The following is a 25,346-nucleotide window of genomic DNA, read 5'->3' on the forward strand; positions in this document are numbered from 1 at the left end:
AATGAGTAAGGACAATAAGTTTCGCACCCGATTTACCAATGATTCAGATTCAATTGGTTTTACTTTTATGAAAACTTATTCGTCCTGGCATAATCAGATTAAAAACTGTCTGAAAACACATAAAATTACCCATCCACAATTTATTGTACTGGCTACACTGGCTTATCAGTCTCAATTCAATGAAGAAATAACTCAGGTTTTACTGGCCGGTAAAACTAATATTGATGTAATGACCATCTCACAAATTCTGGAAAATCTGGAAAAAAAAGAATACATAACCCGTGCGGTGTCAGCCAGAGACAGTCGTGCCAAATCAATTACACTGACACAAAGCGGTTTCGATATGGCCAATAAAACCGTGCCACTGGTAGAACAAATTGATAAACAGTTTTTTGCTGTTTTGGGTAATGATCAACAATTATTTAATAAAATGCTAATAACATTATTAGGCAAGTAAATATTTTATTAACAGTAAATGTATCTGGAATTACCAAATAAATGGTTTACTGAAAATAACAGCAATAGAAAAAGCATAAAACACTGTTTAACTTTTTCTATTGCTGAATTCAGATATTAAAATTAATAAATTTATTATCTGTTCCTACTGGTTAGTAGAGTATATACGGCAATACTGTGTATTACACCAGCAGAATCGTATTCATGCCTGCGTGTTGTCTTAATTACATACCCTTTATTGCGTAATTCATTAATACGTGGTGCCGGACTACAAATACCTAATGCACGCAGTTCCAAAGTACTATGAGGACATTTACGTAAGCATTGCAGAATAAAACTACGCTGAGTAGCGTAACTGGTATTTGGTAGTGACTGAGTAGTCACATCACTTTGTTTTTTAGCTAAAATAGCAGTAGTAATATTATTCATTATTTAACTCCCGCATTTATTGTTAGCTTATCGGGTAATATCACAAAGTAATACGGTATATAATATTGATTTGCTAACCATGCTTTATAGAATATAACTAACTGGCTAAGTTTGAGAAAATGTGTTTTATCAAACTTATGGTTTAAGATAGTTCTTACCCATGTAATATCTATATCTGAAGTTTTGAGTGTGAAAATTTTAATAGCTTTGATCAGCTTATTTGTCATGCTTTTGCCTTTTTTGTAATTGGTCAGTACAGGCAAAAGATTAATTAATGCCAAGAATCAGTTAAATGAATTAGCATGCTGATTTCCTGAAATAGCGTGTTGATTTCCGGAATCAGCTTGATGATTTACTCATTTCCTGTTCAAAGTCTTTCATCCAGTTTCTAATTGTTTTTTCAGTTAAATTGCTATTTTTAGGCATAGGTAAAATATTTGTTAGTGCTTTTTCACGCATATCATCTATAAATTGTTGCTTTGCTCCTCGTTCTGTAAAATTATCTTTTGCCCGTAACCAATATTCTTTCATTGCTTCTTTTGTTCCGGTTTTTTCGTAAGGGCTTTTTTTCGCTTTTCCAGCATTACGGGCTCTTATTGTAAGTGTATTTGCTATTTCTTTTTTCTTATTTTCTAGTTCAATAGAAGCATTATTCAGTCGCTTTAATTTTTTTTCAGCCCTGATATTTTTTTCTACAATAATAGGTTTAGTTCGTTTTAATGCTATGAGCTCATGTTGTAAATTTTGAATTTGTGATGTTAATTTATTATTATAAATTGTTAAATTATGAATAATTGTAGTCTGTGCTGGATTATCTTTTTGCTTTTCTAACTCTTGAATTTTAATTTTTGCTTTATATAGTTTTTCTGTTAGAAATGTATTCTTATTTATAGTAGTTTTCAGCAAATTTTCTAGTTTTTTTATTTTTTTATTAATTTTATGACTATTTCCACATAATGAATTATATTTTTTGCGTAATTCTTCTAATGAGATAAATTTTGGTTCTGATTTTATTTTTTTACTTGTGGCCTCACAGGTATAAATAATTTCATTATTTTGGGTTTTAGCCTCATTTAGATGATCTTCAAGCGTAAAAATTGAATATGAATGACCATCTTCAGATAGGAAATCAATGGGTTCTAATTGTTCTTGGTTATTCATTTCTATTCCTTAATTGCTTCGAGTTTTTAGATAATTAAAAAATATTTTATTCTAAATTTAAACTGTACGGTATTTGCTCAATAGAATTTAGGATAACTATAAGTCAGGGTGTTGTAGTTTGATTTTTTGAATTATTTGACCGTTATTGATTATATTAGCAACTAATATAAATTTAATTTCATTAAATAAGAAAAATTTTTAAATTTTAAATTTCATACAATTATTTAATTTATTTTTATATTTTCAACGGGCAAAAAAATAACCGCATTCAGCGGTTATTAATGGTGGCCAGAGGCAGGATCGAACTGCCGACACACGGATTTTCAGTCCGTTGCTCTACCGACTGAGCTATCTGGCCATCGGGGAAGAGTGCGCATTAAACCAGATATATGCCGGCTTGGCAAGTGTTTTCTGTGTTCTCTTATCTATGTTGCTGTTTATTTGTTAAAAATTAGTTATTTTCTAGTTGCACAAGTGTGATTTTGAAATTCTATATGTTTAATAAGGTCGTTTTTTTCTTTTTTCAGAATACACACCGGAGACGATTGCTTAGCTTGGATTTCTGTCTGATTCTTCACAAAAAGTAGACGCCGGATAAGAGCTGTATTAAGGTAAACACTTTTATTACAAGGGTGAAGAGGATGCAGGGCGAACAAAAGCCGGTATGGAAAGATGGCTGGTTACAGCAATGTATTCATGTACCGTCACCGAATTTCAGCCGGCGTCCGGCACAGACTGAGGTATCGCTGGTGGTATTGCACAATATTTCTTTACCACCGTTTGAATACGGGCAGCAGGCAGTACAGCGTTTGTTCACTAATCAGATTGATGCTGCTGAACCGGATGATTTTATGCGTTCATTAACCGGATTGCGGGTATCCAGCCATTTTCTGCTGGAACGGGACGGAACGATAATTCAGTTTGTTTCCTGTGATGACGCGGCTTTTCATGCCGGAATATCACGTTTTAACAGCAAGGATGGCTGTAATGCGTTTTCAGTCGGAATTGAGCTTGAAGGCTGTGATTTCGAACCGTTTACGCCATCTCAGTATACGCAGTTGGATGCGTTATTGCAGATGCTGTGTGCGCACTATCCGATTCAGGCGATTACCGGCCATCAGCATGTAGCACCGGGGCGAAAGTCGGATCCGGGGCATTTTTTTGAATGGGATATGCTGCGCAGTAATGGTTTACCGATAGTGACAGAATATCAGTGGCTTTTGTAGTTTATGGCTGCCGGCAGGGGTATTTTTAGTTATAATTCCATTCAACTGTTAATTAAGTTGCGGTTTTCGCAAATTGTCTGGTAGGAATGTAATGAGTGATTCTGTAATGATTGTGCTGGTGATAGGTGCTGCGATTATTCTGTTGGTACTGGCCTATAATATTTATCAGGAAAGCCAATACCGCAAACAATTACGCGAACAGTTCGGGCATGCTAATAAAGACGCTTTACTGGACAGTCAGGTAAATTCAGTACGGGATGGTGCGGAGGCACAGTCTGTAATGAACACTAAAACTGTGCCGCCGGCTGAGGAAGTAAATAAAACTGATGATTCATCCGCCGAACAATCTGAGACTTCGGCCACTGATGAAAAAGTTATTGATGACACAGTTTCTGAAGAAGAGAATGTGTCTGCTGCGCAAGCGGCATCTTCTGCTCCTGATAACGTTGCAGCACCGGAAAATTCAGCAGCACATATTGATATGGCGCCATTATCACGCACGGTTCCGGTAAAGGGGCGTAAAGCTTTGCTGGATGTGCGGGACATGTCTAAACAGCCGCTACCATGGTTTGATGTACGTTTTGATTATCTGGCCTATATTGCGTTGTATCAGCCGAAAGAATTACATGCAATGCCGCGATTGAGCAGCCGTTCCCGTTTCCGGCTGGTGGGCTGTACGATGGATGACCGTTACCAGATAGCTGAACCGATTCCCAGTGTTTATTATCAGGGTTTTGTGGTTGGTCTGCAGGCAATCAGCCGCAGTGGTCTGCTTACGCATGAAGAGCTGGCGCATTTTGGCGAACAGGCCAATCGTTTCGCCGAGCAGATGGATGGTCAGCTGCTGTTAACGGATATTAATACTTTTCTGGATGTGGCGCGTCCACTGGATGATTTGTGCGCAAGGGTTGACCAGACAATTGCGATTCATCTGGTATCACGTACGAACGTCAGCGGAACGGAGCTGCGTTCTGCGGTTGAGAAACAGGGCTTTGAGCTGGGGCATGATGGTGCATTTTTTTATGCAGATACTGATGGCGAGCCTTTGTTTAATATTGTTACGCTGGATAACACACCTTTTACCTCTACTTTGTTAGCAAATCAAAATTATCGCGGATTCAGTATGTTGTTTGATATAGTACATATACCAAACGGCGAGAAATGTTTTGATCAGTTTATGGATATGGCTGTGAAATTATCCAGTCAGCTGGGTCTGGATCTGGTTAATGATAAAGTGGAAGAGTTATCCACAGAGTGGTTGCGTGAGGTACGCCGCTATGTAGTTGACCGGCAAAAGGAAATGAAGCAGGTTGATCTGGAGCCGGGAAGTGAACTGGCCAAAAGACTGTTTTCCTGATATTGCCTGAATATTTTAATTTTATAAAGAGATGGCAAGCCGCAGAACGGGGTTTGCCATTTCTTTTTCCTTTTCCTGAAGGATAGCTGTAATGGATTCAGTAAGCGAACAGCAAATTATTGATTTAACCGCTCTGCTCAATCGTTATGCGCATGAGTATTATGATCTGGATGCACCTACTGTGCCGGATGCGGAATATGACCGATTGTTTCGCCAGTTGCAGGCTCTGGAAGAGCAATACCCGCAATGGCGGCAGCCGGACAGCCCGAGTATCCGAGTAGGCGGGCAGGCACAGCAAAAATTTACTGCTGTGGTGCACCAGATTCCGATGCTGTCACTGAACAATGCATTTTCACCACTGAATGATAATAATCAGTTCGACCATAGTGAGATGTATGCTTTTGATAAACGGGTACGTGATGGTCTTGGTGCTGAGCCTGAATATATTGTTGAACCAAAGTTTGACGGTCTGGCAATCAGTTTGTTGTATCGTGACGGTCTGCTGGTACAGGCATCTACGCGCGGAGACGGATATACCGGCGAGGATGTTACTCAGAATGCGCGCACTATTGTTAATATTCCATTGCGTCTGCAGGGTGATCAGGTACCGGATGTGCTGGAGGTACGCGGTGAAGTACTGATGCTTAAAGCGGATTTTGACCGGCTTAATGCACATCAGCAGGCAGAAAATCAGAAAACTTTTGCCAATCCGCGTAATGCAGCGGCTGGCAGTTTACGCCAGCTGGATCCGAAAATAACGGCACGCCGGCGCTTGCATTTCTATGCCTACGGAATTGCCAGACTGGATGAGCGTTTTGCGGTAAACAGCCACAGCGAAGAACTGGCATTGCTGGCTCGTTTGGGGCTGACAGTACCGCCACAGGATAATTTGTGCTATCAGGCTGATATTGGGAAGGTGCTGGCTTTTTATGAGCATATTTTTCAGATACGTGCGGATTTGCCCTTTGGCATCGATGGTGTAGTGATTAAGGTGGATAATCTGGCTCAGCAGGAGCAGCTTGGCTATGTAGCCCGTGCCCCGCGCTTTGCTATTGCTCAAAAATTTCCGGCAGAGGAAATGCTGACTACGGTAGAGGCTATTGATGTACAGGTGGGACGTACCGGTGCAGTAACACCAGTAGCGCGGCTGACGCCGGTATTTGTAGGTGGTGTTACAGTTACCAATGCAACTTTGCATAATGAAGGTGAAGCACAGCGCAAGGATGTACGTGAGGGTGACACGGTCATTGTGCGCCGTGCCGGAGATGTCATTCCTGAAATTGTATCTGTGGTGCTGGCACAGCGTCCGATGGTGGAAAAACCGGCGGCAGATTTGCTTACTCCGCCTGAAGCTGTGCCCAAATATCCGCCGTTCCGTATGCCAGAAAACTGTCCGGTTTGCGGTCATGAAATTGTCCGTGAAGAGGGCGAAGCAGTGGCACGTTGCAGTGGCGGAATGCTGTGTCATGCTCAGCGGGTGCAGTCGCTAATTCACTTTGCTTCACGTCGCGCCATGGATATCGAAAATCTCGGTGACCGGCAGATTGAACAGTTAGTAACACAGGGCAGAGTCAGTCATTTTGCTGATGTTTATCATTTGCAATTGGCCGATTTGCTGGCAATGAAACAGCAGGCTAAAGAGGAAGCAGGGGAAAGCTCTGCAGAGTCGGTGACAAATGAACTGGAATTATCTGCAACTGATAAAGCAGGCAAACAGCAGCCATCCAGATGGGCTGAAAATATTCTGGCCGGTATTCAGGCCAGCCGGCAGCGTCCTCTGGCTAATTTAATTTATGCTTTGGGTATTTTTCATGTTGGTGAGCGTACAGCAAAACAGCTGGCACAGGCTTTCGGTGATCTGGCTACACTTACTCAGGCTACTGAGCCGTTACTGGCCTGCTTGCCGGATATCGGTAAGGTGGTAGCACATTCGGTAGCCTATTTTTTCAGTCAGGAAGATCAAACCAGTCAATTGCAGGAATTACTTGATGCCGGTGTGCAACCGCAGACAGAAACACGGCGCACACCGCTGGGTAAATACTTTACTCCTGAGCGGATACTGGCTCGTTTACCCGGTGCCGGTTTAACGGAAGCGCGGGCACAGAAGCTGTGGCAACTGGCGGGTAAGGACTGGTTACAACTGTTAACTGATAAAGCCTTGCCGGAAAGCTGGCAGAAATGGTGCAGCCAGCCTGAAAATCATGAATTACTGCGAAAGACGATTGAGTTACGTGAGCAGCTGCTTAGCGGAGAGACGGAGGAAAAGACGTCATCGGTTAATGAAGCTGTAGCCGGTAAGACTTTTGTGTTAACCGGTACTTTACCAGACTGGTCACGTGATGTGGCACAGCAGCATATTGAAGAAGCCGGTGGTAAAGTGAGCGGCAGTGTATCGAAAAAAACTGATTTTGTGGTGGCCGGAGCAGAGGCGGGCAGCAAGCTATCCAAAGCTGAGGCACTTGGTGTTACTATACTGGATCAGGCTGCATTAATGACTATGCTGGGAATTAAAGAGTAAATCTGAATGAAAGCTGAACCAATCCGTAAGTGTGTTTTTCCGGTGGCCGGTATGGGGACACGGTTTTTACCGGCTACTAAAGCCAGCCCGAAAGAAATGTTGCCGATAGTGGATAAACCACTGATTCAGTATGCGGTAGAAGAAGCTGTTGCTGCCGGCTGTACTGAACTGGTATTTATTACCGGCAGGAATAAGCGCTGTATTGAAGATCATTTTGATAAGGCTTATGAACTGGAAACAGAGCTGGCTTACCGCAATCAGAATAAATTGCTTGATTTTGTGCAGGATATTCTCCCGCCCAATGTGACTTGTCTGTATATTCGCCAGCCGGCCGCACTGGGGCTGGGACATGCGGTTTTATGCAGCCGGGCAGCAGTGGGTAAAGAAGCCTTTGCTGTGGTGCTGGCAGATGACCTGATTGATGCACAACCAGGTGCGTTGAGCCAGATGATGAATGCGTATTACCATACGGGTTGCAATGTCATTGGTGTAGAAAATGTTGATCCGCTGCAGACGGGTGCTTACGGTATTGTCGAGATTAATCATCAGAATGATTTTGATTATGTAAAGAGTATTGTGGAAAAACCTCATCCGGATGAAGCACCCTCACATCTGGGTGTGGTTGGGCGCTATATTTTGTCTGCACGAATTTTTGATTTTCTGACTAATTTACCGTTGGGTGCTGGTGGAGAAATTCAGCTGACTGATGCTATTGCACGGTTGCTGACTGAACAGAAAATGATTGCGTATGCTTTTGCCGGCAGACGTTATGATTGCGGTGATAAGCTTGGTTATCTGGAAGCAACAGTGGCCTATGGTATGAAACATCCTCTGGTAGGAGAAGATTTTAAAAAATTATTGCAGCGCATGGTGTGTTAACGCAATACCGGAATTCATACGTAAATGTATCCAGTTTTGTTATTTGCCTGCCTGCTGTTTCGCCGGCAGGCAAGTTTTTTGCCTGGCGTTCTGCTTCAGCGCAATGGCATTGTCTGATAATTAGTGTTGCTAATAATCAGGCGTTCTGTTGCATACCAGACAACTGATTGTGTGTGATTAACAAAGCGCTTTTCATCTTCCATTAATGCGTTTAATGCCTTTACAGCTTCTGGTGAAGACCGGTTTTTCTGCATGCTTTCCAGATTCTGCCACCATATTTCAGCCATACCGTCAAAAACAAAATTCTGAGACTGACGCCCGTTTTGTATTATTTTATCCAGCTCGGGATAACGGTGCGGAATGGTTTGTACATAGCGGGTAATGTTTAAAACGTTTTGCACAGAAGCCACTAGCGGAGCATGATGCTCAATCCAGTATTGGTCAAATTCTTCATAAGTAATATCGGGCAGGCGTTTTACTAACATGGTTAACTTAATCATTTTCTTTCTTTCAGTTTGTGGGTTGTGCGAATAATGATAAAGTTTCACAGTAGTGTTAAAGTCAACAGAGTAAAAATGAAAATCAGTGAATTAGCCAGAAAAAGCGCAATCAGTCCCAGAATGCTGCGCTATTATGAACAGGAAAAATTGCTGACACCTGCCCGTACACAATCCGGATACCGTGAATACCAGCAGGCAGATGTAGAAAGAGTAAAATTGATTCAGCAGCTCAATAATGCCGGTTTTTCGTTAAAAATTATCCGGCAAATACTGCCTTGCTGGCATGAGCAAAACAGTAAATTTGAACCTTGTGAAATTTACCTGAAAAATATTAATCTGACGTTAGAAAAGATTGAACAACAAATAGATATATTAATACAAACACGAACCCGTCTGCTTAATATGATAAATAAATAATGTATTTTTGTGTATTTTATTTTGCATAATAGCTACTGAATCTCAAATAAGAAATAATGATCACAGGCAGGAGAAAGCGTTAATTGCCTTTATTGGTGCTGTCTTTTATCTGCTCCCAGCTTAAATCAAATTTGGCCAGATATTTTTTCAGTCTGTCAGCATCATTGGCGCGCTGTTTTTGTGCTCTGGACACGGCAAACAAATACCGGCCGGCTTCGGATAAAGTTCGGCTTTTCCGGCATACTTCAATGACTTTTTCCAGCTGATACCGGTCAAATTCATCAATTTCAGCCGGAATCAGCGCATCAGAAAAAACTACCTGCTGCCAGTGCATCTGTAAACGCCGGATTTCATTTTCAACTTGTTCCAGTGTGATGTTTCCTTGTATGGATAAAGTAGCCATACGGGTAATGGAAGCAGTGAGCTCACGGAAATTACCCGGCCATGTTGCCATAGCCGATGTGGCAAACTGAATATAACGGTCTCTGGATTGCTGATTAAAACGCGGCATGGTACCGTACTCCTGCGCAAATCGTGCCAGCTCAAAATCAATATTCGGTTCGATATCTTCTTTACGTTCGGCAAGTCCCGGTAGCTGGTAACTCCATAAATTGATACGTGCGTATAAATCCTCTCTAAAAGTACCGCGGATAATTGCCTGTTTTAAATCTTTGTTGGTTCCGGCAATCAGTTGAAAGTTACTGGATACCAGTTTATCTGCACCTAGCGGATAAAATTGTTTTTCCTCAATCGCCTTTAAGAGAATAGCCTGTTCATCCAGCCCCAGTTCTCCGATTTCATCCAGAAACAGAACGCCATTATCCGCCTGTCTGAGTAAGCCGTTTCTGCTCAGACTGGCACCGGTATAAGCACCTTTGATGTGACCGAACAGTGTAGACATGGCATTATCGCTACTCAGGGTAGCGCAGTTAATTTCTACGAATTGTCCGGTAATCTGATGCTGGTTCAATTTAAGCCGGTAAATTTGCCGGGCAAGAAAAGATTTACCGGCACCAGTGGGGCCGCATAGCAAAATAGGCGCATGAGAGCGGCTGGCAACCTGTTCTATTTCGCTGATTAGCTGATTGTAATGCCGGTTTTTTGTCGCTATACCTGATTTGAGCAGTTCTGTTGCCTGAGTAGCATATTGCTGAAAGCGGGTCAGAATCTGGTCGTAACGGTTCAGATTCAGGTCGATTATATTTATTTGTCCGCTGGGGCACAGTAGCGGGTTTGTTATAGGTTCTGCGGCAAGGTTTTCTGGAGATGCAGACGGTCTGGCTGGCGGCGATGATTGTAAAAGTCTGGCAGGATAAAAACGTGATTCTGCCAGTAAGAACCAGCAGATCTGCATTACATGGGTGCCGGTGGTAATATTCAGATAATAATTTTCTTGTTCATTATTAAAAGTATAGTTTTTGGCGATATCCAGTAAACAGGTATACACCTCTTCAAAATCCCATGGATCCTGTATCTGAACCGGAATCGGATTAACCTGTGTATCCGGGGCAATGGTTTTAATATCCAGAATAATTTCTTCGAGTAGTTTTCTGTCCTGAGTGTGATAAATCAGTTCCAGACGATAGATCGGCCATTCCGGATGATTACAGATATCAATAGTAGGGCGCCAGCGTGTCCAGCGTTTTTTTCCTTTGCCCCGCTGGTCAAGTACATTGCCTAAAAAACTGAATACGATATTTTTCTTGTCCATTATTTATTATTAGTTATATAAAATTAAATAAAATTATATAATATTTTATAAAAAATTACGAAAACAAAACTAAAAGTAATTTATTGAAAATAAAATTATCTATTTATTTTTATAATAAAAACAATATCTTAATTATTTTATTTTAGAAATTTACGGACTTGGTACGGTAATTGCAATAAGGATATTGTCTGAAATACATACTGTTTTTTACGGCAGCAGGGTACATAGCGAATGGAATTAAATTAATCGAAAGACTGATTTATTCGCATTATCCACATGTATTCCCCGGTATGAAAGACGTTTCCTTCCGATGAAAAATTTTTGAATAGCTCAGAGGTAGAGCAATTGGTACCAAACCAATCTGTCACGGGTTCGACTCCTGTTTCAAAAGCCATATTGTAATAATTTGTTGTTTGAGCAATACCAGCCAGTAAAGGGAAATAAGCAAAGCAGTAAAGCTAAGACACGAAAAAAACCGGTTAACCGCACAGAATAAACGGATTAATGATTCTGTCCGGGTAAAAAAACCGGATAGCAGGCAAAAAATTGATGAGCCATAAGCAGTTAGTTGAATGTTTAAAGATATCAGTTTTTCCCCTGTTATTTCGTTACTTAATCCGTTTGATTGTGTCTCTTCTCCTTGCTGGCTGCCATAAAAGGAGATTTAATATGTTGAATATAATTAATGTGAAAAAAGGTGAGCTGGCCGTTGTCACCAAACGCGGTGAAATTAATACTATTGTTACCGCAGGCCGGCATATTTTCTGGAATCCTTTTGTCAACATTACTCATTATCTGGTGGATTTAGCTGATACTAAGATTGAACCGGCTATCGCCGAAAAACTGCTCAATTTTTATCCGCAGCTGGTAGAAAAATATTGTCATTATGTCAATGTGGCTGATAATGAGATTGTACTGCGTTATGAAGAACAAATGCTGGTAGAGATTATTCAACCCTCTACTAAAGCATTGTACTGGAAGAGTTATAAAGAACAGGCAATTAAAAAAGTAACTTTGGAGCAAGGGTACCGGTTGTCTGATGAAGTTGCTATGGAAATTATTCAGGCAAAAAATACCGGCAGATTAATTGAAGGTATCGATCACATCAAACTGCATTATTTTATCGATGAGCAAATTGGTACGCTGTTTGTTGATAATCAGTTTGTACAGATTATTCCACCTAAATCCGTAATTGGTTTGTGTGAATTCAAACATAAGCTGGTTCTGGGTAAATTCAAACTACAGGATAACCGTATTGATGATTTGCTGGCGGCAACAATTGAACAAAATGCCCCGCAGCAGATGGCACAATTCTGTATTCAGATGCAGGTAGGTGCTAATCAGACCGGTTTACGTTTTGAAGATGATTTACTGGTAGAAATTCTGCCTCCGGGAACCAAACGATTGTACTGGCAGAATAACTGCAAGCAGCATATGCAGCTTATTGAGCTGACTGACGATTTTCAGCTTTCTGAGCAAATGGTACAGCAGCTGTTACAGCCAAAATTACGTAAAAAAGAAGTGACAGGCGATAGTAGTGTATTGATTGCACAGGTACCGGCATATCATGTTGGCGTATTAAAAGTTAATGGTAAAGTAGAACAGCTGCTTAATGCAGGTATTACTGCTTACTGGCGTTTTAATCGTGAAATCAGTGTCGAAATTGTCGATACACGTTTGCAGACAGTGGAAATATCCGGTCAGGAAATTTTAACCCGGGATAAAGTCAATCTGCGTATTAATCTGGTAGCCAGCTGGTGTTACACCGATGTGTTAAAGGCGTTTGCCAGAATTGCGCAGCCAATGGAGTTATTGTACCGGCAATTACAATTTGCATTACGGGAAGCGATTGGTACTCGCAGTCTGGATGAATTGTTGGAAAACAAAAATTTAATCGACGAGGTGGTGAATGCTCATATGCAGATGCATATGACGGGTTATGGAATCGAAACGGTCAGTGTTGGCGTAAAAGATATTATTTTACCGGGAGACATGAAAACCATTCTGGCACAAGTAGTAGAAGCAGAAAAATCTGCACAGGCGAATGTTATCCGCCGGCGGGAAGAAACTTCTGCTACCCGTTCCTTACTGAATACAGCCCGGGTAATGGAAAATAATCCGGTTGCTTTACGCTTAAAAGAAATGGAAACACTGGAAAGAATTGCTGAACGAATCGATAAGATTTCAGTTGTAGGCGGTTTGGATCAGTTATTGCATGGTTTGATTAATATTCAGGCGCAATAGCATACATCCGCTAATTAATTTGCTAAAAAATAATGGAAGTTAAAAATGCAAAAGCAAGAATTTGAAGTATTAAAAGAAAATAAAACACGTCCGGTAAAAATGTGGACAAAAGGTGTGCCGGTAGAAGATGTGGCTAAAAAACAATTGCTCGAAACTGCACAATTACCTTTTATTTTTAAGCATATTGCGGTTATGCCAGATGTGCATCTGGGAAAAGGCTCTACTATCGGGAGTGTGATTCCGACTGCTGGTGCGATTATTCCGGCTGCTGTCGGCGTGGATATTGGTTGTGGAATGATGGCGGTACAGTTGTCACTTACCGCTCAGGATCTGCCGGAAGATTTAATGCCATTACGTCTGGCTATAGAAAAGGCGGTACCGCATGGTTCCACACTCAATAAAGAAAAGTACGATAAAGGAAGCTGGCAAAATCCGCCACCGATTGTACAGGAGTACTGGCAGCAGCTTTTGCCCGGATTTGAAAAACTGACCAGTAAATATCCGTGTTTTTTAAAAGCGAATAGTTATAGTCATTTGGGAACCTTGGGCGGCGGTAATCATTTTATTGAAATTTGTCTGGATGAGTGTGATCGCGTATGGATAATGCTGCATAGTGGTTCACGCGGTATTGGTCGTGCAATAGGTAAATATTTTAGTGAGCTGGCTAAAAAGGAAATGAAAAAATATTTCATTGATACCTATTTGCCTAATAATGATCTGGCGTTTTTAGTAGAAGGAACCGAATACTGTAATGATTATCTGAAAGCGGTGCACTGGGCACAGGAATTTGCCCGTTTAAATCGTGAAGTGATGATGCACAATACTATCGCTGCTATACGCAAAGTAATCAATGTGCCGTTTACTACGCATTTACAAACTGTAAACTGTCACCATAATTATGTACAGAAAGAGCACCATTTCGGTAAGAATGTTTTTGTTACACGTAAAGGGGCTGTTTCTGCACGAGAAGGTGAACTGGGAATTATTCCGGGTTCTATGGGAACAAAAAGTTATATTGTGCAGGGGCGGGGGAATGCAGAAAGTTTTCATTCCTGTTCTCACGGTGCAGGTAGAGTTATGAGTCGTGGTGAAGCCAAACGGAAATTTACTGTTGCTGACCAGATGCAGGCTACGGCTCATGTAGAATGCCGTAAAGATGCTGAGGTTATTGATGAAATTCCTATGGCGTATAAAGATATTGAAGCAGTAATGCAGGCGCAACAGGAGTTGGTGGAAATCAAGCACCAGTTACGTCAGGTTATCTGTGTTAAGGGCTGATATTATTCGGATAATCAACTGCAGAATATTTTTGTATAGAAAAAAGGATGGCAGACAATGCCATCCTTTTTCAGGTATTTAAAAACTAAATATCAACCTGAGCATTTAGAGCGTTGTTTTCGATAAATGCACGACGAGGTTCAACTTCGTCACCCATCAGGGTAACAAATACATCATCCGCCGCCATCGCATCTTCGATTCTGACTTTCAGCAAACGGCGTACTGAAGGATCCATCGTAGTTTCCCATAATTGTTCGGGATTCATTTCACCCAGACCTTTATAACGCTGAATGTTAATTTTTTCCTGTGCTAAATCCATCAGTAATTCCAGTGCCTGGGCAAAGCCGGTTACAGTGGTAGTCATATTACCTTTAATGACTTCAATTGGTACGTCAGCAATACCGCTTAAAGTGGCCGCTGTCTGCCGGATAATTTGATAGGCGCGGCTTTCAACAAATTTTTGATCCAGATAGCTGACCATATGATTCCCATGCAACTGACGAGTAATTTTAATCATTTGTACTTCATCATCTGCACCAATGCGTTCCAGTTTGAGGTTGTCGTCATTAACCAGTGCGGTTAATGTTTGCACAGCTTTTTCTGCACTGCTTACAGTGCTTAAATCCAGATTCTCATTCCAGAGAAGCAGGGAATTAAGTACATTGTTGTCAATGATACGGCTTTCACGCGCAATCATACTTTGTGCCAGAATCAATTGTTTGGCGATTTCGGACAGAGCATTACCTTCCAGAGTATTTTCGCCAATAATTAATTGAGCATTATTCAATGCCAGACTGAGCATGAACTGATCTTTTTCAAACTCGTCTTTCAGGTAGTTGTCTTTTTTGCCATATTCCACTTTATACAATGGTGGCTGAGCAATATACACATAACCGCGTTCAACCAGTTCAGGCATTTGCCGGTAGAAGAAGGTAAGCAGCAGGGTACGGATATGCGCGCCGTCTACATCCGCATCGGTCATGATAATTATGCGGTGATAACGCAATTTTTCCGGGTTAAATTCTTCTTTGCCTATACCGGCACCCAGTGCAGTGATTAAAGTACCAACTTCCTGACTGGCAAGCATTTTTTCAAAACGGGCTTTTTCTACATTCAGGATTTTACCTTTTAAGGGCAAAATGGCCTGAAATTTACGATCACGGCCTTGCTTGGCAGAACCGCCTGCTGAGTCACCTTCGACCAGATACAATTCTGATAAAGCGGGATCTTTTTCCTGACAGTCTGCCAGTTTGCCCGGCAGCCCCAGACCATCCATTACCCCTTTTCTGCGGGTAATTTCGCGTGCTTTGCGCGCTGCTTCACGTGCACGCGCGGCATCAACAATTTTGCTTGTGATGATTTTGGCCTCTGCAGGATTTTCTTCCAGAAATTCAGACAAGGCTTTACCAAGCACTTCATTAACCACTGGACCTATTTCACTGGAAACCAGTTTGTCTTTGGTTTGTGAAGAAAATTTCGGGTCAGGCAGTTTAACAGACAATACGCAGGTTAAACCTTCACGCATATCGTCGCCATTAGTATCTACTTTGGCTTTTTTGGCAACTTCATTGGCTTCAATGTAGTTGTTGATGGTTCGGGTCATAACCTGGCGCAGGGCGGTTAAATGGGAGCCGCCATCGCGTTGCGGAATATTATTGGTGAAACACTGCACGTTTTCCTGATAACTGTCGTTCCACTGCATGGCACATTCCACGCTCATGCCATCTTTTTCACCATTGGCATAGAAAACTTTATTGTGCAGAGCTGTTTTATTCCGGTTCATGTATTGTACAAAGCCGGCTACACCACCGCTGAATGCGAAGTTTTCGTGTTTGCCATCACGTTTGTCAAAGAGTTCAATACTGACGCCGTTGTTCAGGAAAGATAACTCGCGGATGCGTTTGGCCAGAATATCAAAATGGTAATCGATATTACCAAAGGTTTCGGTACTGGCCAGAAACTGAACACGTGTACCCTGTTTGTCGGTATCGCCGACAACAGCCAGCGGAGCAACTGCATCCCCGTGACGAAATTCAACAAAATGTTCTTTGTGATTACGGTAGATGGTCAGACGGAGCCAGTCAGAAAGTGCGTTAACTACAGAGACCCCTACACCATGCAGACCACCGGAAATTTTATAGCTGTTGTTATCAAACTTACCGCCGGCATGCAGAATAGTCATGATTACTTCAGCTGCTGAACGATGTTCTTCCGGATGCATATCGGTAGGAATGCCACGGCCATTGTCTTCAATAGTAATGGAGTTGTCGGCATTAACTGCTACGGTAATATGATCACAGTATCCGGCCAGTGCTTCATCAATGGCATTATCCAGAACTTCGAATACCATATGATGTAAACCCGTGCCATCCTGAGTATCACCAATGTACATACCGGGACGTTTGCGAACAGCATCCAAACCTTTTAATACTTTGATACTGTCGGCACTGTAATCTTCAGGGTGTTGATCTATCATAAGAATTCTTTACTAAACTTGGCAGCGGTTATGCTGTTAAAGGTCATTTATAACTGTTATTAATTATAAAAAACGTTAGCGGTATAACTGTATAACAGGCCTGTTTGAGGGCAATAAACCAAAAACTTATTATAGCATAAAAACGGTTTTTTTTCAGTCCTGTGCCATATTTAAAATGATGTTTTATCTAATGTTTATTAAAAGATAAGAATACTGATTGTAAATAATAAACTGCCGTAAACCAGGCTGAACTATTAAAAACAGAAAGCTGGCGTACGGCAGTAACCGGATTTAAGAGTGCATGGATGTTTAAATCCGCATAGGCATAACTATATATTTAAAGTTGGGATTGTTCGGGATGGTAAACAGTGTTGAACGGTTTGCATCACCAAAAGCAAGTTGTAAATCTTCTGCATGTAAATTACGCAATACATCCATCAGATAGTTGATATTAAAACCGACTTCCAGTGTATCTCCCTGATAAGCAATTTCCAGCTCTTCACGAGCTTCTTCCTGTTCGTTATTATTACAGGTCACGCTCAGTAATCCGGGCTGGATTTGCAGGCGGGCACCGCGAAATTTTTCATTGGCAAGAATGGCTGCCCGTTCCAGTGCACCCAGCAGCTCGGTACGGTTGGCCAGAAAGATTTTATCGTTATCCAGTGGAATAACTCGGTTGTAATCCGGAAATTTACCATCCACGACTTTAGAAACAATGATTGTGTCATTACAACGGAAACGTACCTGATTGTTCAGTAGTTCAATGGTGATTGGCTGTTCGGGGAAGGTAAGCAGCTTAAAGAGTTCCAGCACGGTTTTACGCGGCAGAATAACTTCTGCTTTGGGTAAATCGGCTTCAATATTGCAGGCTGCATAGGCCAGACGATGTCCGTCTGTAGCGACCAGACGCAGCTGATTGCCTTCTGTCTGCATCAGCAGACCATTCAGATAATAGCGGATATCCTGAATGGCCATGCTGTATTGTACCTGAGACAGCATTTCACGAAATGTTTCCTGTGGCAGGCTGAAGCTGGCATCAATATTTTCGCCCACACTCATTAATGGAAAATCTTCTGCCGGCAGGGTTTGCAGATTAAAACGGCTTTTGCCTGCTTTCAGCACCAGACGGTTGTTATTCCAGTCCAGAGAAACGATTGCGCCGGCCGGTAAAGCCCGCAGGATATCCTGCAGTTTTTTGGCATTGGTGGTAATGCGAAAATCTTCTGCTTCACTTTTGGGGCCGATGGTATCGATCTGAATTTCCAGATCGGTTGCCAGAATCTTGATTTGCCCCTGATGGTTTTCCAGTAATACATTAGATAATATCGGTAATGTATGACGACGCTCTACAATACCGGTTACTGCCTGCAGCGGTTTGAGTAAACTGTCACGTTCTGCTTGTAATATCAGCATATTTTGTTCCTTGGTTTAATCTCGCAAAATCATCATTAAGGTTTCATACGCTTTGGTTGTTTCAGCATCATCCTTGCGGAGTTTGGAGATACTTTTTACCGCATGCATAACTGTGGTATGGTCGCGGCCACCAAATCCGCTGCCAATAGCGGGTAAACTAAGCGGAGTAAGTTCTTTTGCCAGGGTCATGGCCATCTGGCGCGGTCGGGCCAGATTCCGGGTACGTTTTTTCCCTACCATATCACTAATGGTAATCCCATAAAATTTTGCTACCGTATTCTGAATGTGTTCCAGGGTCATGGGTTTATGGTTAACAGCCAGAATATCCTGTAATGCCTCAGTAGCCAGCCCTACATCAATCGGTCGGCTGGCAAAACGGCTTTGTGCTACTACCCGCTTGAATGCACCTTCCAGCTCACGCACGTTGCTGCGGATATGTTTGGCAATAAAAAATGCGGCTTCGTCCTCAAGCTTCACCTGAGCCATCTCAGCTTTTTTCTGCAAAATGGCTACGCGCATTTCCAGCTCCGGCGGTTCCAGTTCCAGACTCAGCCCCCATGAGAAGCGGGATTTCAGGCGATCGTCCATGCCGTCTATATGAGTAGGCAGCGTATCACAGGTAAGGATAACTTGTTTTTTTTCGTCAATTAAATGGTTATAGACGTAAAAAAACTCTTCCATGGTACGGTCTTTACCGGCAATAAACTGTACGTCATCCATAATCAGTAAGTCTACCTGCTGATATTGCTGGCGCATGGCATCAAAAGATTTGGCGTGGAATGCATTCATGATGCCGCGAATGAATTCATCAGCATGAATATAGCGTATTTTTACTTTGTTGTCGGTGGCAAACAGCTGGTTGCCAATAGCCTGTACCAGGTGGGTTTTACCCAGACCGGTACTGCCATAGATAAAAAACGGGTTGTACATGCTATTGCCGGGATTTTCTGCAATCGACAGCGCAGCAGCGTGAGCAAGACGGTTCCCTTTACCTTGTACCAGAGCAGCAAAAGTATGTTCAGGGTTAAGGTTGGTATCAGTATAGCGGGATTTTTTACCATTTTCATGTGCTGAATCAGAGGTGGCCACTGATTCGCCAGCCTCAGGTTTTTCTGTGGCGGTCTGTTTGCTGTTTTCTTTTGTTTCGGCAGTAGCACTTGCGCTTTTGGTCTGGGTGTTTCGCAGGCGTTTGGCAATAATGTCCTGAGCAGATTCGGTACGTTTTGCCGTTGTCTGTGGTTTGGTTGAAACTTCAGAATGAATTTTATTGGTATTAACTGAATCCGGTTTAATATCAGCCGGCTGTTCAGCGACATTTATGACTGGTTCTGCAGTCTTGACCGGTGAATTGTTTCCTGCCGGTATTGCCTCAGTGGCAGCCTGCAGAGATAGTCCCTGTCCGATTTTCAGAATTAATGGTGTGCTGCCGTCTGGCAGAACAGATTGTCTGGCACTTTCGATAGCCGGCCAGAAACGCTCGCGGATATGATTGAAGGTAAAAGTATTACGCGCAAAAATAACCCAGTTGCCATTTTCTTCGCCCACAGTTAATGGTGCAATCCACATCTGGTATTGCTGAGAAGGTAAGCTTTGTTTTAATTGCAATAGGCACTGAGGCCAAAATTCTGTCAGGGTCATTCGTGAAGCTTAAATTTATCTGTCAATCGGAGCTGGCTGAAGGCTGGAAACAATAAGTGCCTATTATGCTAATTATACGCAATAAACAAATTTCTGACCATGATTTGCACTTTATACCAGCACAGCTCCCGTAAAGCTTTGCTACAGATTATATTGATTGACAAAGTGCTGTTCTTGTTGTGTAATGCTACGTTTTATTTAAAGTTAATTCGGGAATAAATTATGAAACGCACTTATCAACCATCCGTTACCCGCCGCAAACGCACTCATGGCTTTCTGGTTCGCAGTAAAACCCGTGGCGGACGTGCTGTACTGGCTGCCCGCCGTGCCAAAGGCCGTAAACGTTTGGCTGTGTAAGAACAAGAATGGATTATCATTTTGGCAAAAAATATCGCCTATTAAAAACGGATGATTTTTCATCCGTTTTTGCATTACGTTGCCAAAAAAGCCGTGCTTGGATTCAGGTTTTTCAGGCGCGCAATAGTTTAGGTTTCCCGCGTTTGGGGCTGATAGTAGCCAAAAAAGTTGCCAAACGTGCTAACCGGCGCAATTATATGAAACGCTTAATACGCGAATGGTTTCGCCTGCATAAGCATGAATTGCCGCCGGTAGATATAATCATTCGTGTACGCCAGCCGTTCCGGCATGCTGAGTACGCTGGCGTAGTCAGGACTTTACAGCAGCTGCTTATTACAGCTGACAGGTGTAAAGCATCTTCGCAATGAGATATTTATTGCTGGGTCTGATCCGGTTCTATCAGTATGCCATCAGCCCGCTGTTACCACCGCGCTGCCGCTACAATCCAACCTGTTCGCAATATGCCGTACTGGCACTGCAAAAATACGGGGTAATGAAAGGTAGCTGGCTGGCGATAAAGCGTATTTGCCGCTGTCATCCATGGGGTGGTTGCGGTCATGACCCTCTTCCTTAGCGAGTAGACGGAATACACTATGGATTTCAAACGATTATTGATATTTTTTGTGCTGACCATGGCGATTTTGCTGGGTTGGGAAAAATTATACCCGCAACCCGAAAAACAGCCAGCTGCACAACAAACATCATCCACCAGTAACGGCAATACTTCTTCTACTGGTGTTGTTGCCGAGAGTGCCCTGAATAAAACGGAGCCGGTAACAGTGACTACTGATACTGTTAAGGCTGTTATTGATGAAAAAAGCGGCGATTTACGCCAGCTAACTCTCAATAAATACAAGGCTACCAGTGATGCCAGCAAGCCTTTTGTATTGCTGGATAATGGTGCAAATGGCCATCAGTATGTTGCCCAGTCGATATTATTAAACCGTCAGGGTGATTATCAGTTTAAAGACCTGACATTTACAGCTGCGCAAAAACAGTACACGCTTAATGGTGACAAACTGGATGTGCGTCTGACCGCTGCCGAACAAAACGGTGTACAGGTTAGTAAAATTTATACGTTTACTAAAGGCAGTTACCTGATCGGGCTGCGCTATGAAATTGCCAATCACAATGCTCAGCCATTACAAATGGATGTAGCTTACCGGGTACTGCGGGATGATAAGGAACCTGAAGGTACAGGCTATTTCGATCACACTTATACTGGTCCGGTACTGTATACCCCGAATGGTAAATTTGAAAAAGTAGCCTTTAAAGATCTTGACAGTGATTACACCTCTGGTCGTGATCAGGCAGATTATCAGCGTAAAACCAATACCGGCTGGATTGGTATGACGCAGCATTATTTTATGACTACCTGGATTCTGCAGCCGAAAGAAGGTAACAGTGTTTGTGGTACCAGCGACTGCCAGATAGATATCAGAAAACGCAGTGATGGCCTGTATTCTGCCGGCGTACGAGTACCGCTGAAAGATATTGGTGCTAACTCCACCGGCAGTTTCGGTATCTCTCTGTATGCCGGTCCGCAGATTTATTCTGTCATTACTAAAGTAGCCGATCATTTGCAGATGATTAAAGACTACGGCAAAGTATCGCTGTTTTCTTCTCCTTTATTCTGGTTGCTGAACTGGTGGCACAGTCTGGTACAGAACTGGGGCTGGGCGATTATTCTGCTTACTCTTACTGTCAAAGCAATTCTGTTTCCGCTGACACATGCCTCATATAAATCGATGGCCAAGATGCGTGCTGTGGCTCCGCGTTTGCAGGCATTGAAAGATCAGTACGGTGATGACCGTATGCGTATGCAGCAGGAAATGATGTCGCTGTATAAAAAGGAAAAAATCAATCCTGTTGGCGGTTGTCTGCCTATGTTGTTGCAGATTCCAGTATTTATTGGTTTGTATTGGGCATTGTTTGCTTCGGTAGAATTGCGCGGAGCTCCATGGATTGGCTGGATTACTGATTTAGGCCGTCAGGATCCTTACTTTATTCTGCCTGTGCTCATGGCACTGACTATGTATCTGCAAACATTTATGAATCCGCCGCCAACTGATCCGGTTCAGGCGAAAATGATGAAAATCATGCCAGTTGCCTTTTCAGTAATGTTTTTCTTCTTCCCGGCAGGGCTGGTTCTCTACTGGTTGACGAATAATATTCTGACTCTGGCTCAGCAATGGTTTATCAATAAGCGTATTGAGCGGCAGGCCAAACTGCATCGCTCACTGGATATATAAAATACAGTCTGAAAAAAAGCACTTCATGTTGAAGTGCTTTTTTATTTGCAGCTTGATTGAATATATATACCGAAATTTAATTGTCTGACTGCTGGAGCTGCTGCAGTAATCAGTCAGGCATATTCATTTATTACTGAACATAGGTTGTAGTTTGCTGTGTGGTTGTAGTCTGAGCCTGTTGTACCGGATTTAACCTGATTTCCACACGGCGGTTTTGTGCACGTCCCTCAACGGTAGCATTGCTGGCAATGGGATTGGCAGATCCGTATCCGTTAGCACTGATACGGTTATAAGCAACGCCACGGGAAGTCAGGAAATTTGAAACTGATTGTGCACGGCGCTGTGATAACGGAATGTTAATACTGTCATTGCCTGTGCTATCAGTGTATCCGGCAATGGTGATGGTAGTGTCTACATATTTAGCCAGTACTTCAGCTACCGAAGACAGAGAAGAGGTAGCCGCGCCACTTAAATCTGAACTATTGGTTGCAAATGTCACATTTTCAGGCATAGTCAGTTTAATCTGATTACCCTCACGCTGAACTTCGACATTGGTATTAGCCAGTTTCTGGCGTAACAGTTTTTCCTGATAATCCATATAAGCGCCAATACCGGCTCCGATAGCACCGCAACCAAGTGCTGCATTACGTGCACCGCGGCTGTTATGAGTAATCGCGCCGACAATGCCGCATACGGCAGCGCCACTTAAACCATATACTGCTGTTTTACTGGCATGAGACTGACCGGTAGACGGATCGGTAACACAACCGGTTAAAGCAAGGGTGGTAGCGGCTGCAAGTGCAGCCAGTGGTTTCATAATAGTCATACTTACTCCTTCTCTTGAATATAAGCTTGATTATGCTTTTCACAGTTTCTGTTTTATGCTTTCTATAGTAGAAAAGCAAGAGTCATGCTTTTTTAGCAATATGATGTACTGAAAATAAAAATGGTTATATCTATATGATAAAAAGATAAGTTTTTGGTTGAAAACTGCTTTAGACCATAATAATTATTGGCTATAGTACCGTTCAGACTACTATAATTAACTTTTTAAGCTGGTTATATCTTGAAAACAACCAGTTTAACCTCATACAAACTAATTACTTTAGTACAGTGCTACCATTTTAGCCATTTGGAAACGACATGCTCAGCTTGTATAACACTTTAACCAGAAGCAAACAAGAATTTACACCGATTAATCCGCACCAGGTGCGTATGTATGTGTGTGGTATGACTGTTTATGATTATTGCCATCTTGGTCATGCCAGAGTAATGATTGTATTTGATCTGGTGGCGCGCTGGTTGCGGGAATTGGGTTATCAGCTTGATTATGTACGCAATATTACTGATATAGACGATAAAATCATTGCCCGTGCCAATGAACGCGGGATTAGTATTACTGAGCTTACCGATTACTATATTCAGGCCATGCACGAAGATGCAGCCGCTTTGGGTGTACTGCCGCCAGACCACGAACCGAGAGCCACGCAATATATCCCGCAAATGATTGCTATGATTGAAGATATCATTGCTAATAATAAGGCTTATATGGCGGATAATGGCGATGTTTTTTATGCGGTACGCGAGTATCCGCAATACGGTCAGTTAAGCGGGAAAAGTCTGGATGATTTACGTGCCGGAGAACGGGTTGATGTTGACGGACATAAACGGGATCCGTTGGATTTTGTGTTGTGGAAATCAGCCAAGCCGCATGAGCCGGCATGGGACAGCCCGTGGGGCAGAGGACGCCCGGGATGGCATATTGAATGTTCTGCCATGAGTAAAGCACTACTGGGTAAAAATTTTGATATTCATGGAGGTGGTGCTGATTTACAGTTTCCTCATCATGAAAATGAAATTGCTCAGAGTTGCGGTGCGGAAAAAAACGGATGCTGTGAAGAGCATAATCATTTTGCCAGCCATGTTAAATATTGGTTACATAATGGATTTATTCGTGTGGATAATGAAAAAATGTCTAAATCACTTGGAAATTTCTTCACTATCCGCGAAGTGTTGCAGAAATACGATGCTGAAGTTGTGCGGTTTTTTATTTTGCGTGCACATTATCGCAGCCCTCTGAACTATTCGGATGCTCATCTGAATGATGCAAAAGGCGCATTAACCCGCTTATATACGGCACTTAAAAATACAGCTGCGGCAGAAGTGGCAGTACATGCTGACTTAAATGATTACACGCGCCGTTTTTATGCAGCCATGAATGATGACTTTGCTACCGTTGAAGCTGTAGCAGTATTGTTTGAGCTGGCTAATGAAATTAATAAAACACATGACGCCAAACTGGCAGGATGTCTGAAAGGGCTGGCAGGTTTACTGGGCTTATTACAACGTGATCCGGCTGCTTTTCTTCAGGGAGAAGTGGGGGAAACGGTTCAGGGTCTGGATAGCGCAGCTATAGAAGCGCTGATAGCTGCACGACAGCAGGCTCGTGCAGAACGTAACTGGGCTGAATCTGACCGGATTCGTGATGAGCTTACGGCAGCCGGTATTGTATTGGAAGATGGTGCCGGCGGGACTAGCTGGCGTCGTGCCTGAATTTGTATACGGCACAGCCTTAAGTCTCAGACCGGGTGTGTTTTTGTAATGCATTATGGTCTTGACAGCAATGTTAGACTTAAATAGTGGGATGTGAGGAATCTGGTCGTTTCATATCGTTTTAGCTGTGAAGAAGAGTAGCTGCTATATACTGATTCACTTGAAAATCTTATTCATGCGAGTATAATTACCCGATTCTGAACATCCGTTTCAAGAGGTACAGGCACAACCCCTGTGCCCGCCAACCAAGGACGATATTATGAATAACAGTATTCAACCGAACTACCATGATATAACCGTGACTTGCTCTTGCGGTAACACTTTTGTAACTAAATCCGCAATGGAAAAAGATACTTTCAATATCGAAGTATGTTCTGCCTGTCACCCTTTCTACACAGGTAAACAGAAAATCGTTGACTCTACCGGTCGTGTGGATAAGTTCAATCAGAAATACGGCAATATGTTCAAACGTTAATTCTTA

The 25,346-nt window shown here is 42.5% G+C and carries 23 protein-coding genes and 2 tRNA genes; 15 read left to right on the forward strand and 10 right to left on the reverse strand.

All coding sequences use genetic code 11. The annotated features are described in order from the left end of the window. Position 1 precedes the first annotated feature (1 nt). Positions 2 to 457: a MarR family winged helix-turn-helix transcriptional regulator gene (locus H3U82_RS08955; RefSeq protein ID WP_198186591.1), complete on the forward strand. Its 456-nt coding sequence runs from the start codon at positions 2 to 4 to the stop codon at positions 455 to 457. A gap of 134 nt (positions 458 to 591) precedes the next feature. On the opposite strand, the gene H3U82_RS08960 is transcribed toward H3U82_RS08955, so the two are convergent. The 4 genes from H3U82_RS08960 to H3U82_RS08975 all read right to left on the reverse strand — a co-directional run bounded on the left by H3U82_RS08960 (position 592) and on the right by H3U82_RS08975 (position 2,404). Next, positions 592 to 885 carry a helix-turn-helix domain-containing protein gene (locus H3U82_RS08960; RefSeq protein ID WP_198186592.1) on the reverse strand — a complete coding sequence of 98 codons (294 nt, stop codon included), beginning with the start codon at positions 883 to 885 and terminating at the stop codon, positions 592 to 594. Beyond that, positions 885 to 1,112 carry a hypothetical protein gene (locus H3U82_RS08965; protein WP_084552612.1) on the reverse strand — a complete coding sequence of 76 codons (228 nt, stop codon included), beginning with the start codon at positions 1,110 to 1,112 and terminating at the stop codon, positions 885 to 887. The genes H3U82_RS08960 and H3U82_RS08965 overlap by 1 nt, the downstream gene beginning before the upstream one ends. Before the next feature lie 112 nt (positions 1,113 to 1,224). After that, on the reverse strand, positions 1,225 to 2,046 hold the full coding sequence (locus H3U82_RS08970) for a hypothetical protein (RefSeq protein WP_037394187.1): 822 nt from the start codon (positions 2,044 to 2,046) through the stop codon (positions 1,225 to 1,227). A 282-nt stretch (positions 2,047 to 2,328) separates the two neighbouring features. Continuing rightward, positions 2,329 to 2,404 (reverse strand) — tRNA-Phe (locus H3U82_RS08975). 283 nt (positions 2,405 to 2,687) lie between these two features. Here H3U82_RS08975 and ampD point away from each other — a divergent pair. The 4 genes from ampD to galU all read left to right on the forward strand — a co-directional run bounded on the left by ampD (position 2,688) and on the right by galU (position 8,026). Beyond that, positions 2,688 to 3,272 (forward strand): 1,6-anhydro-N-acetylmuramyl-L-alanine amidase AmpD, encoded by a 585-nt coding sequence (gene ampD / locus H3U82_RS08980; protein ID WP_198210238.1) that lies wholly within the window; start codon positions 2,688 to 2,690, stop codon positions 3,270 to 3,272. 106 nt (positions 3,273 to 3,378) lie between these two features. Continuing rightward, positions 3,379 to 4,629: a cell division protein ZipA C-terminal FtsZ-binding domain-containing protein gene (locus H3U82_RS08985; RefSeq protein ID WP_143555327.1), complete on the forward strand. Its 1,251-nt coding sequence runs from the start codon at positions 3,379 to 3,381 to the stop codon at positions 4,627 to 4,629. A gap of 91 nt (positions 4,630 to 4,720) precedes the next feature. After that, the gene (gene ligA / locus H3U82_RS08990) at positions 4,721 to 7,147 is read left to right on the forward strand and encodes an NAD-dependent DNA ligase LigA (RefSeq protein WP_198210239.1); all 2,427 of its coding nucleotides are present in this window, start codon (positions 4,721 to 4,723) and stop codon (positions 7,145 to 7,147) included. 6 nt (positions 7,148 to 7,153) lie between these two features. Continuing rightward, positions 7,154 to 8,026, forward strand: coding sequence for a UTP--glucose-1-phosphate uridylyltransferase GalU (galU, locus tag H3U82_RS08995; RefSeq protein ID WP_096765929.1), 873 nt, complete (start codon positions 7,154 to 7,156; stop codon positions 8,024 to 8,026). A gap of 95 nt (positions 8,027 to 8,121) precedes the next feature. Here the strand turns inward: galU and H3U82_RS09000 are convergent, their stop codons facing one another. Further along, positions 8,122 to 8,526, reverse strand: a complete 405-nt coding sequence (locus H3U82_RS09000; protein ID WP_084547365.1) for an EthD domain-containing protein — start codon at positions 8,524 to 8,526, stop codon at positions 8,122 to 8,124. Between the two features lie 75 nt (positions 8,527 to 8,601). On the opposite strand from H3U82_RS09000, the gene H3U82_RS09005 reads away from it, so the two are divergent. Further along, positions 8,602 to 8,943: a MerR family transcriptional regulator gene (locus H3U82_RS09005; protein WP_025331549.1), complete on the forward strand. Its 342-nt coding sequence runs from the start codon at positions 8,602 to 8,604 to the stop codon at positions 8,941 to 8,943. Between the two features lie 79 nt (positions 8,944 to 9,022). Here H3U82_RS09005 and rtcR read toward each other — a convergent pair whose 3' ends face one another. After that, complete coding sequence (gene rtcR / locus H3U82_RS09010) at positions 9,023 to 10,654, reverse strand: RNA repair transcriptional activator RtcR (protein WP_198210240.1); 1,632 nt, start codon at positions 10,652 to 10,654, stop codon at positions 9,023 to 9,025. Positions 10,655 to 10,973: 319 nt separating this feature from the next. Here rtcR and H3U82_RS09015 point away from each other — a divergent pair. From H3U82_RS09015 to H3U82_RS09025, 3 genes are all read left to right on the forward strand, one after another. Further along, positions 10,974 to 11,048, forward strand: a tRNA-Trp gene (locus H3U82_RS09015). Positions 11,049 to 11,323: 275 nt separating this feature from the next. Beyond that, a complete protein-coding gene (locus tag H3U82_RS10900) occupies positions 11,324 to 12,898 on the forward strand; it encodes a slipin family protein (protein WP_232335738.1) in 1,575 nt (524 codons plus the stop codon). Between the two features lie 45 nt (positions 12,899 to 12,943). Continuing rightward, entirely contained in the window at positions 12,944 to 14,176 is a 1,233-nt protein-coding gene (locus H3U82_RS09025) for an RtcB family protein (protein ID WP_198210243.1), read from the forward strand. Positions 14,177 to 14,261: 85 nt separating this feature from the next. Here the strand turns inward: H3U82_RS09025 and gyrB are convergent, their stop codons facing one another. The 3 genes from gyrB to dnaA all read right to left on the reverse strand — a co-directional run bounded on the left by gyrB (position 14,262) and on the right by dnaA (position 19,703). Further along, complete coding sequence (gene gyrB / locus H3U82_RS09030) at positions 14,262 to 16,652, reverse strand: DNA topoisomerase (ATP-hydrolyzing) subunit B (RefSeq protein ID WP_174830671.1); 2,391 nt, start codon at positions 16,650 to 16,652, stop codon at positions 14,262 to 14,264. 309 nt (positions 16,653 to 16,961) lie between these two features. Next, positions 16,962 to 18,065 (reverse strand): DNA polymerase III subunit beta, encoded by a 1,104-nt coding sequence (gene dnaN / locus H3U82_RS09035; RefSeq protein ID WP_025331544.1) that lies wholly within the window; start codon positions 18,063 to 18,065, stop codon positions 16,962 to 16,964. Between the two features lie 15 nt (positions 18,066 to 18,080). After that, entirely contained in the window at positions 18,081 to 19,703 is a 1,623-nt protein-coding gene (dnaA, locus tag H3U82_RS09040) for a chromosomal replication initiator protein DnaA (protein WP_078474975.1), read from the reverse strand. Positions 19,704 to 19,925: 222 nt separating this feature from the next. Here dnaA and rpmH point away from each other — a divergent pair, with 222 nt between their 5' ends. From rpmH to yidC, 4 genes are read left to right on the forward strand one after another with little or no spacing between them, the layout of a single operon-like run. Beyond that, positions 19,926 to 20,060 (forward strand): 50S ribosomal protein L34, encoded by a 135-nt coding sequence (gene rpmH / locus H3U82_RS09045; protein ID WP_004283944.1) that lies wholly within the window; start codon positions 19,926 to 19,928, stop codon positions 20,058 to 20,060. An 8-nt stretch (positions 20,061 to 20,068) separates the two neighbouring features. Continuing rightward, positions 20,069 to 20,428 carry a ribonuclease P protein component gene (rnpA, locus tag H3U82_RS09050; protein WP_037394212.1) on the forward strand — a complete coding sequence of 120 codons (360 nt, stop codon included), beginning with the start codon at positions 20,069 to 20,071 and terminating at the stop codon, positions 20,426 to 20,428. Next, positions 20,425 to 20,634 carry a membrane protein insertion efficiency factor YidD gene (gene yidD, locus H3U82_RS09055; RefSeq protein ID WP_084547360.1) on the forward strand — a complete coding sequence of 70 codons (210 nt, stop codon included), beginning with the start codon at positions 20,425 to 20,427 and terminating at the stop codon, positions 20,632 to 20,634. Before rnpA ends, yidD begins: the two co-directional genes overlap by 4 nt. 19 nt (positions 20,635 to 20,653) lie before the next feature. Continuing rightward, entirely contained in the window at positions 20,654 to 22,312 is a 1,659-nt protein-coding gene (gene yidC, locus H3U82_RS09060; RefSeq protein WP_198210245.1) for a membrane protein insertase YidC, read from the forward strand. Positions 22,313 to 22,442: 130 nt separating this feature from the next. Here yidC and H3U82_RS09065 read toward each other — a convergent pair whose 3' ends face one another. Further along, positions 22,443 to 23,138, reverse strand: a complete 696-nt coding sequence (locus H3U82_RS09065; protein WP_078474978.1) for an OmpA family protein — start codon at positions 23,136 to 23,138, stop codon at positions 22,443 to 22,445. A gap of 317 nt (positions 23,139 to 23,455) precedes the next feature. Here H3U82_RS09065 and cysS point away from each other — a divergent pair, with 317 nt between their 5' ends. Both cysS and rpmE read left to right on the forward strand, forming a co-directional pair. Continuing rightward, a complete protein-coding gene (gene cysS, locus H3U82_RS09070) occupies positions 23,456 to 24,865 on the forward strand; it encodes a cysteine--tRNA ligase (RefSeq protein ID WP_198208038.1) in 1,410 nt (469 codons plus the stop codon). Between the two features lie 259 nt (positions 24,866 to 25,124). After that, positions 25,125 to 25,340: a 50S ribosomal protein L31 gene (gene rpmE, locus H3U82_RS09075; RefSeq protein WP_037394224.1), complete on the forward strand. Its 216-nt coding sequence runs from the start codon at positions 25,125 to 25,127 to the stop codon at positions 25,338 to 25,340. Positions 25,341 to 25,346: the final 6 nt, after the last annotated feature.

Origin of the sequence: Snodgrassella sp. W8132, assembly GCF_016100865.1 — a bacterium.
Taxonomy (GTDB): domain Bacteria; phylum Pseudomonadota; class Gammaproteobacteria; order Burkholderiales; family Neisseriaceae; genus Snodgrassella; species Snodgrassella alvi.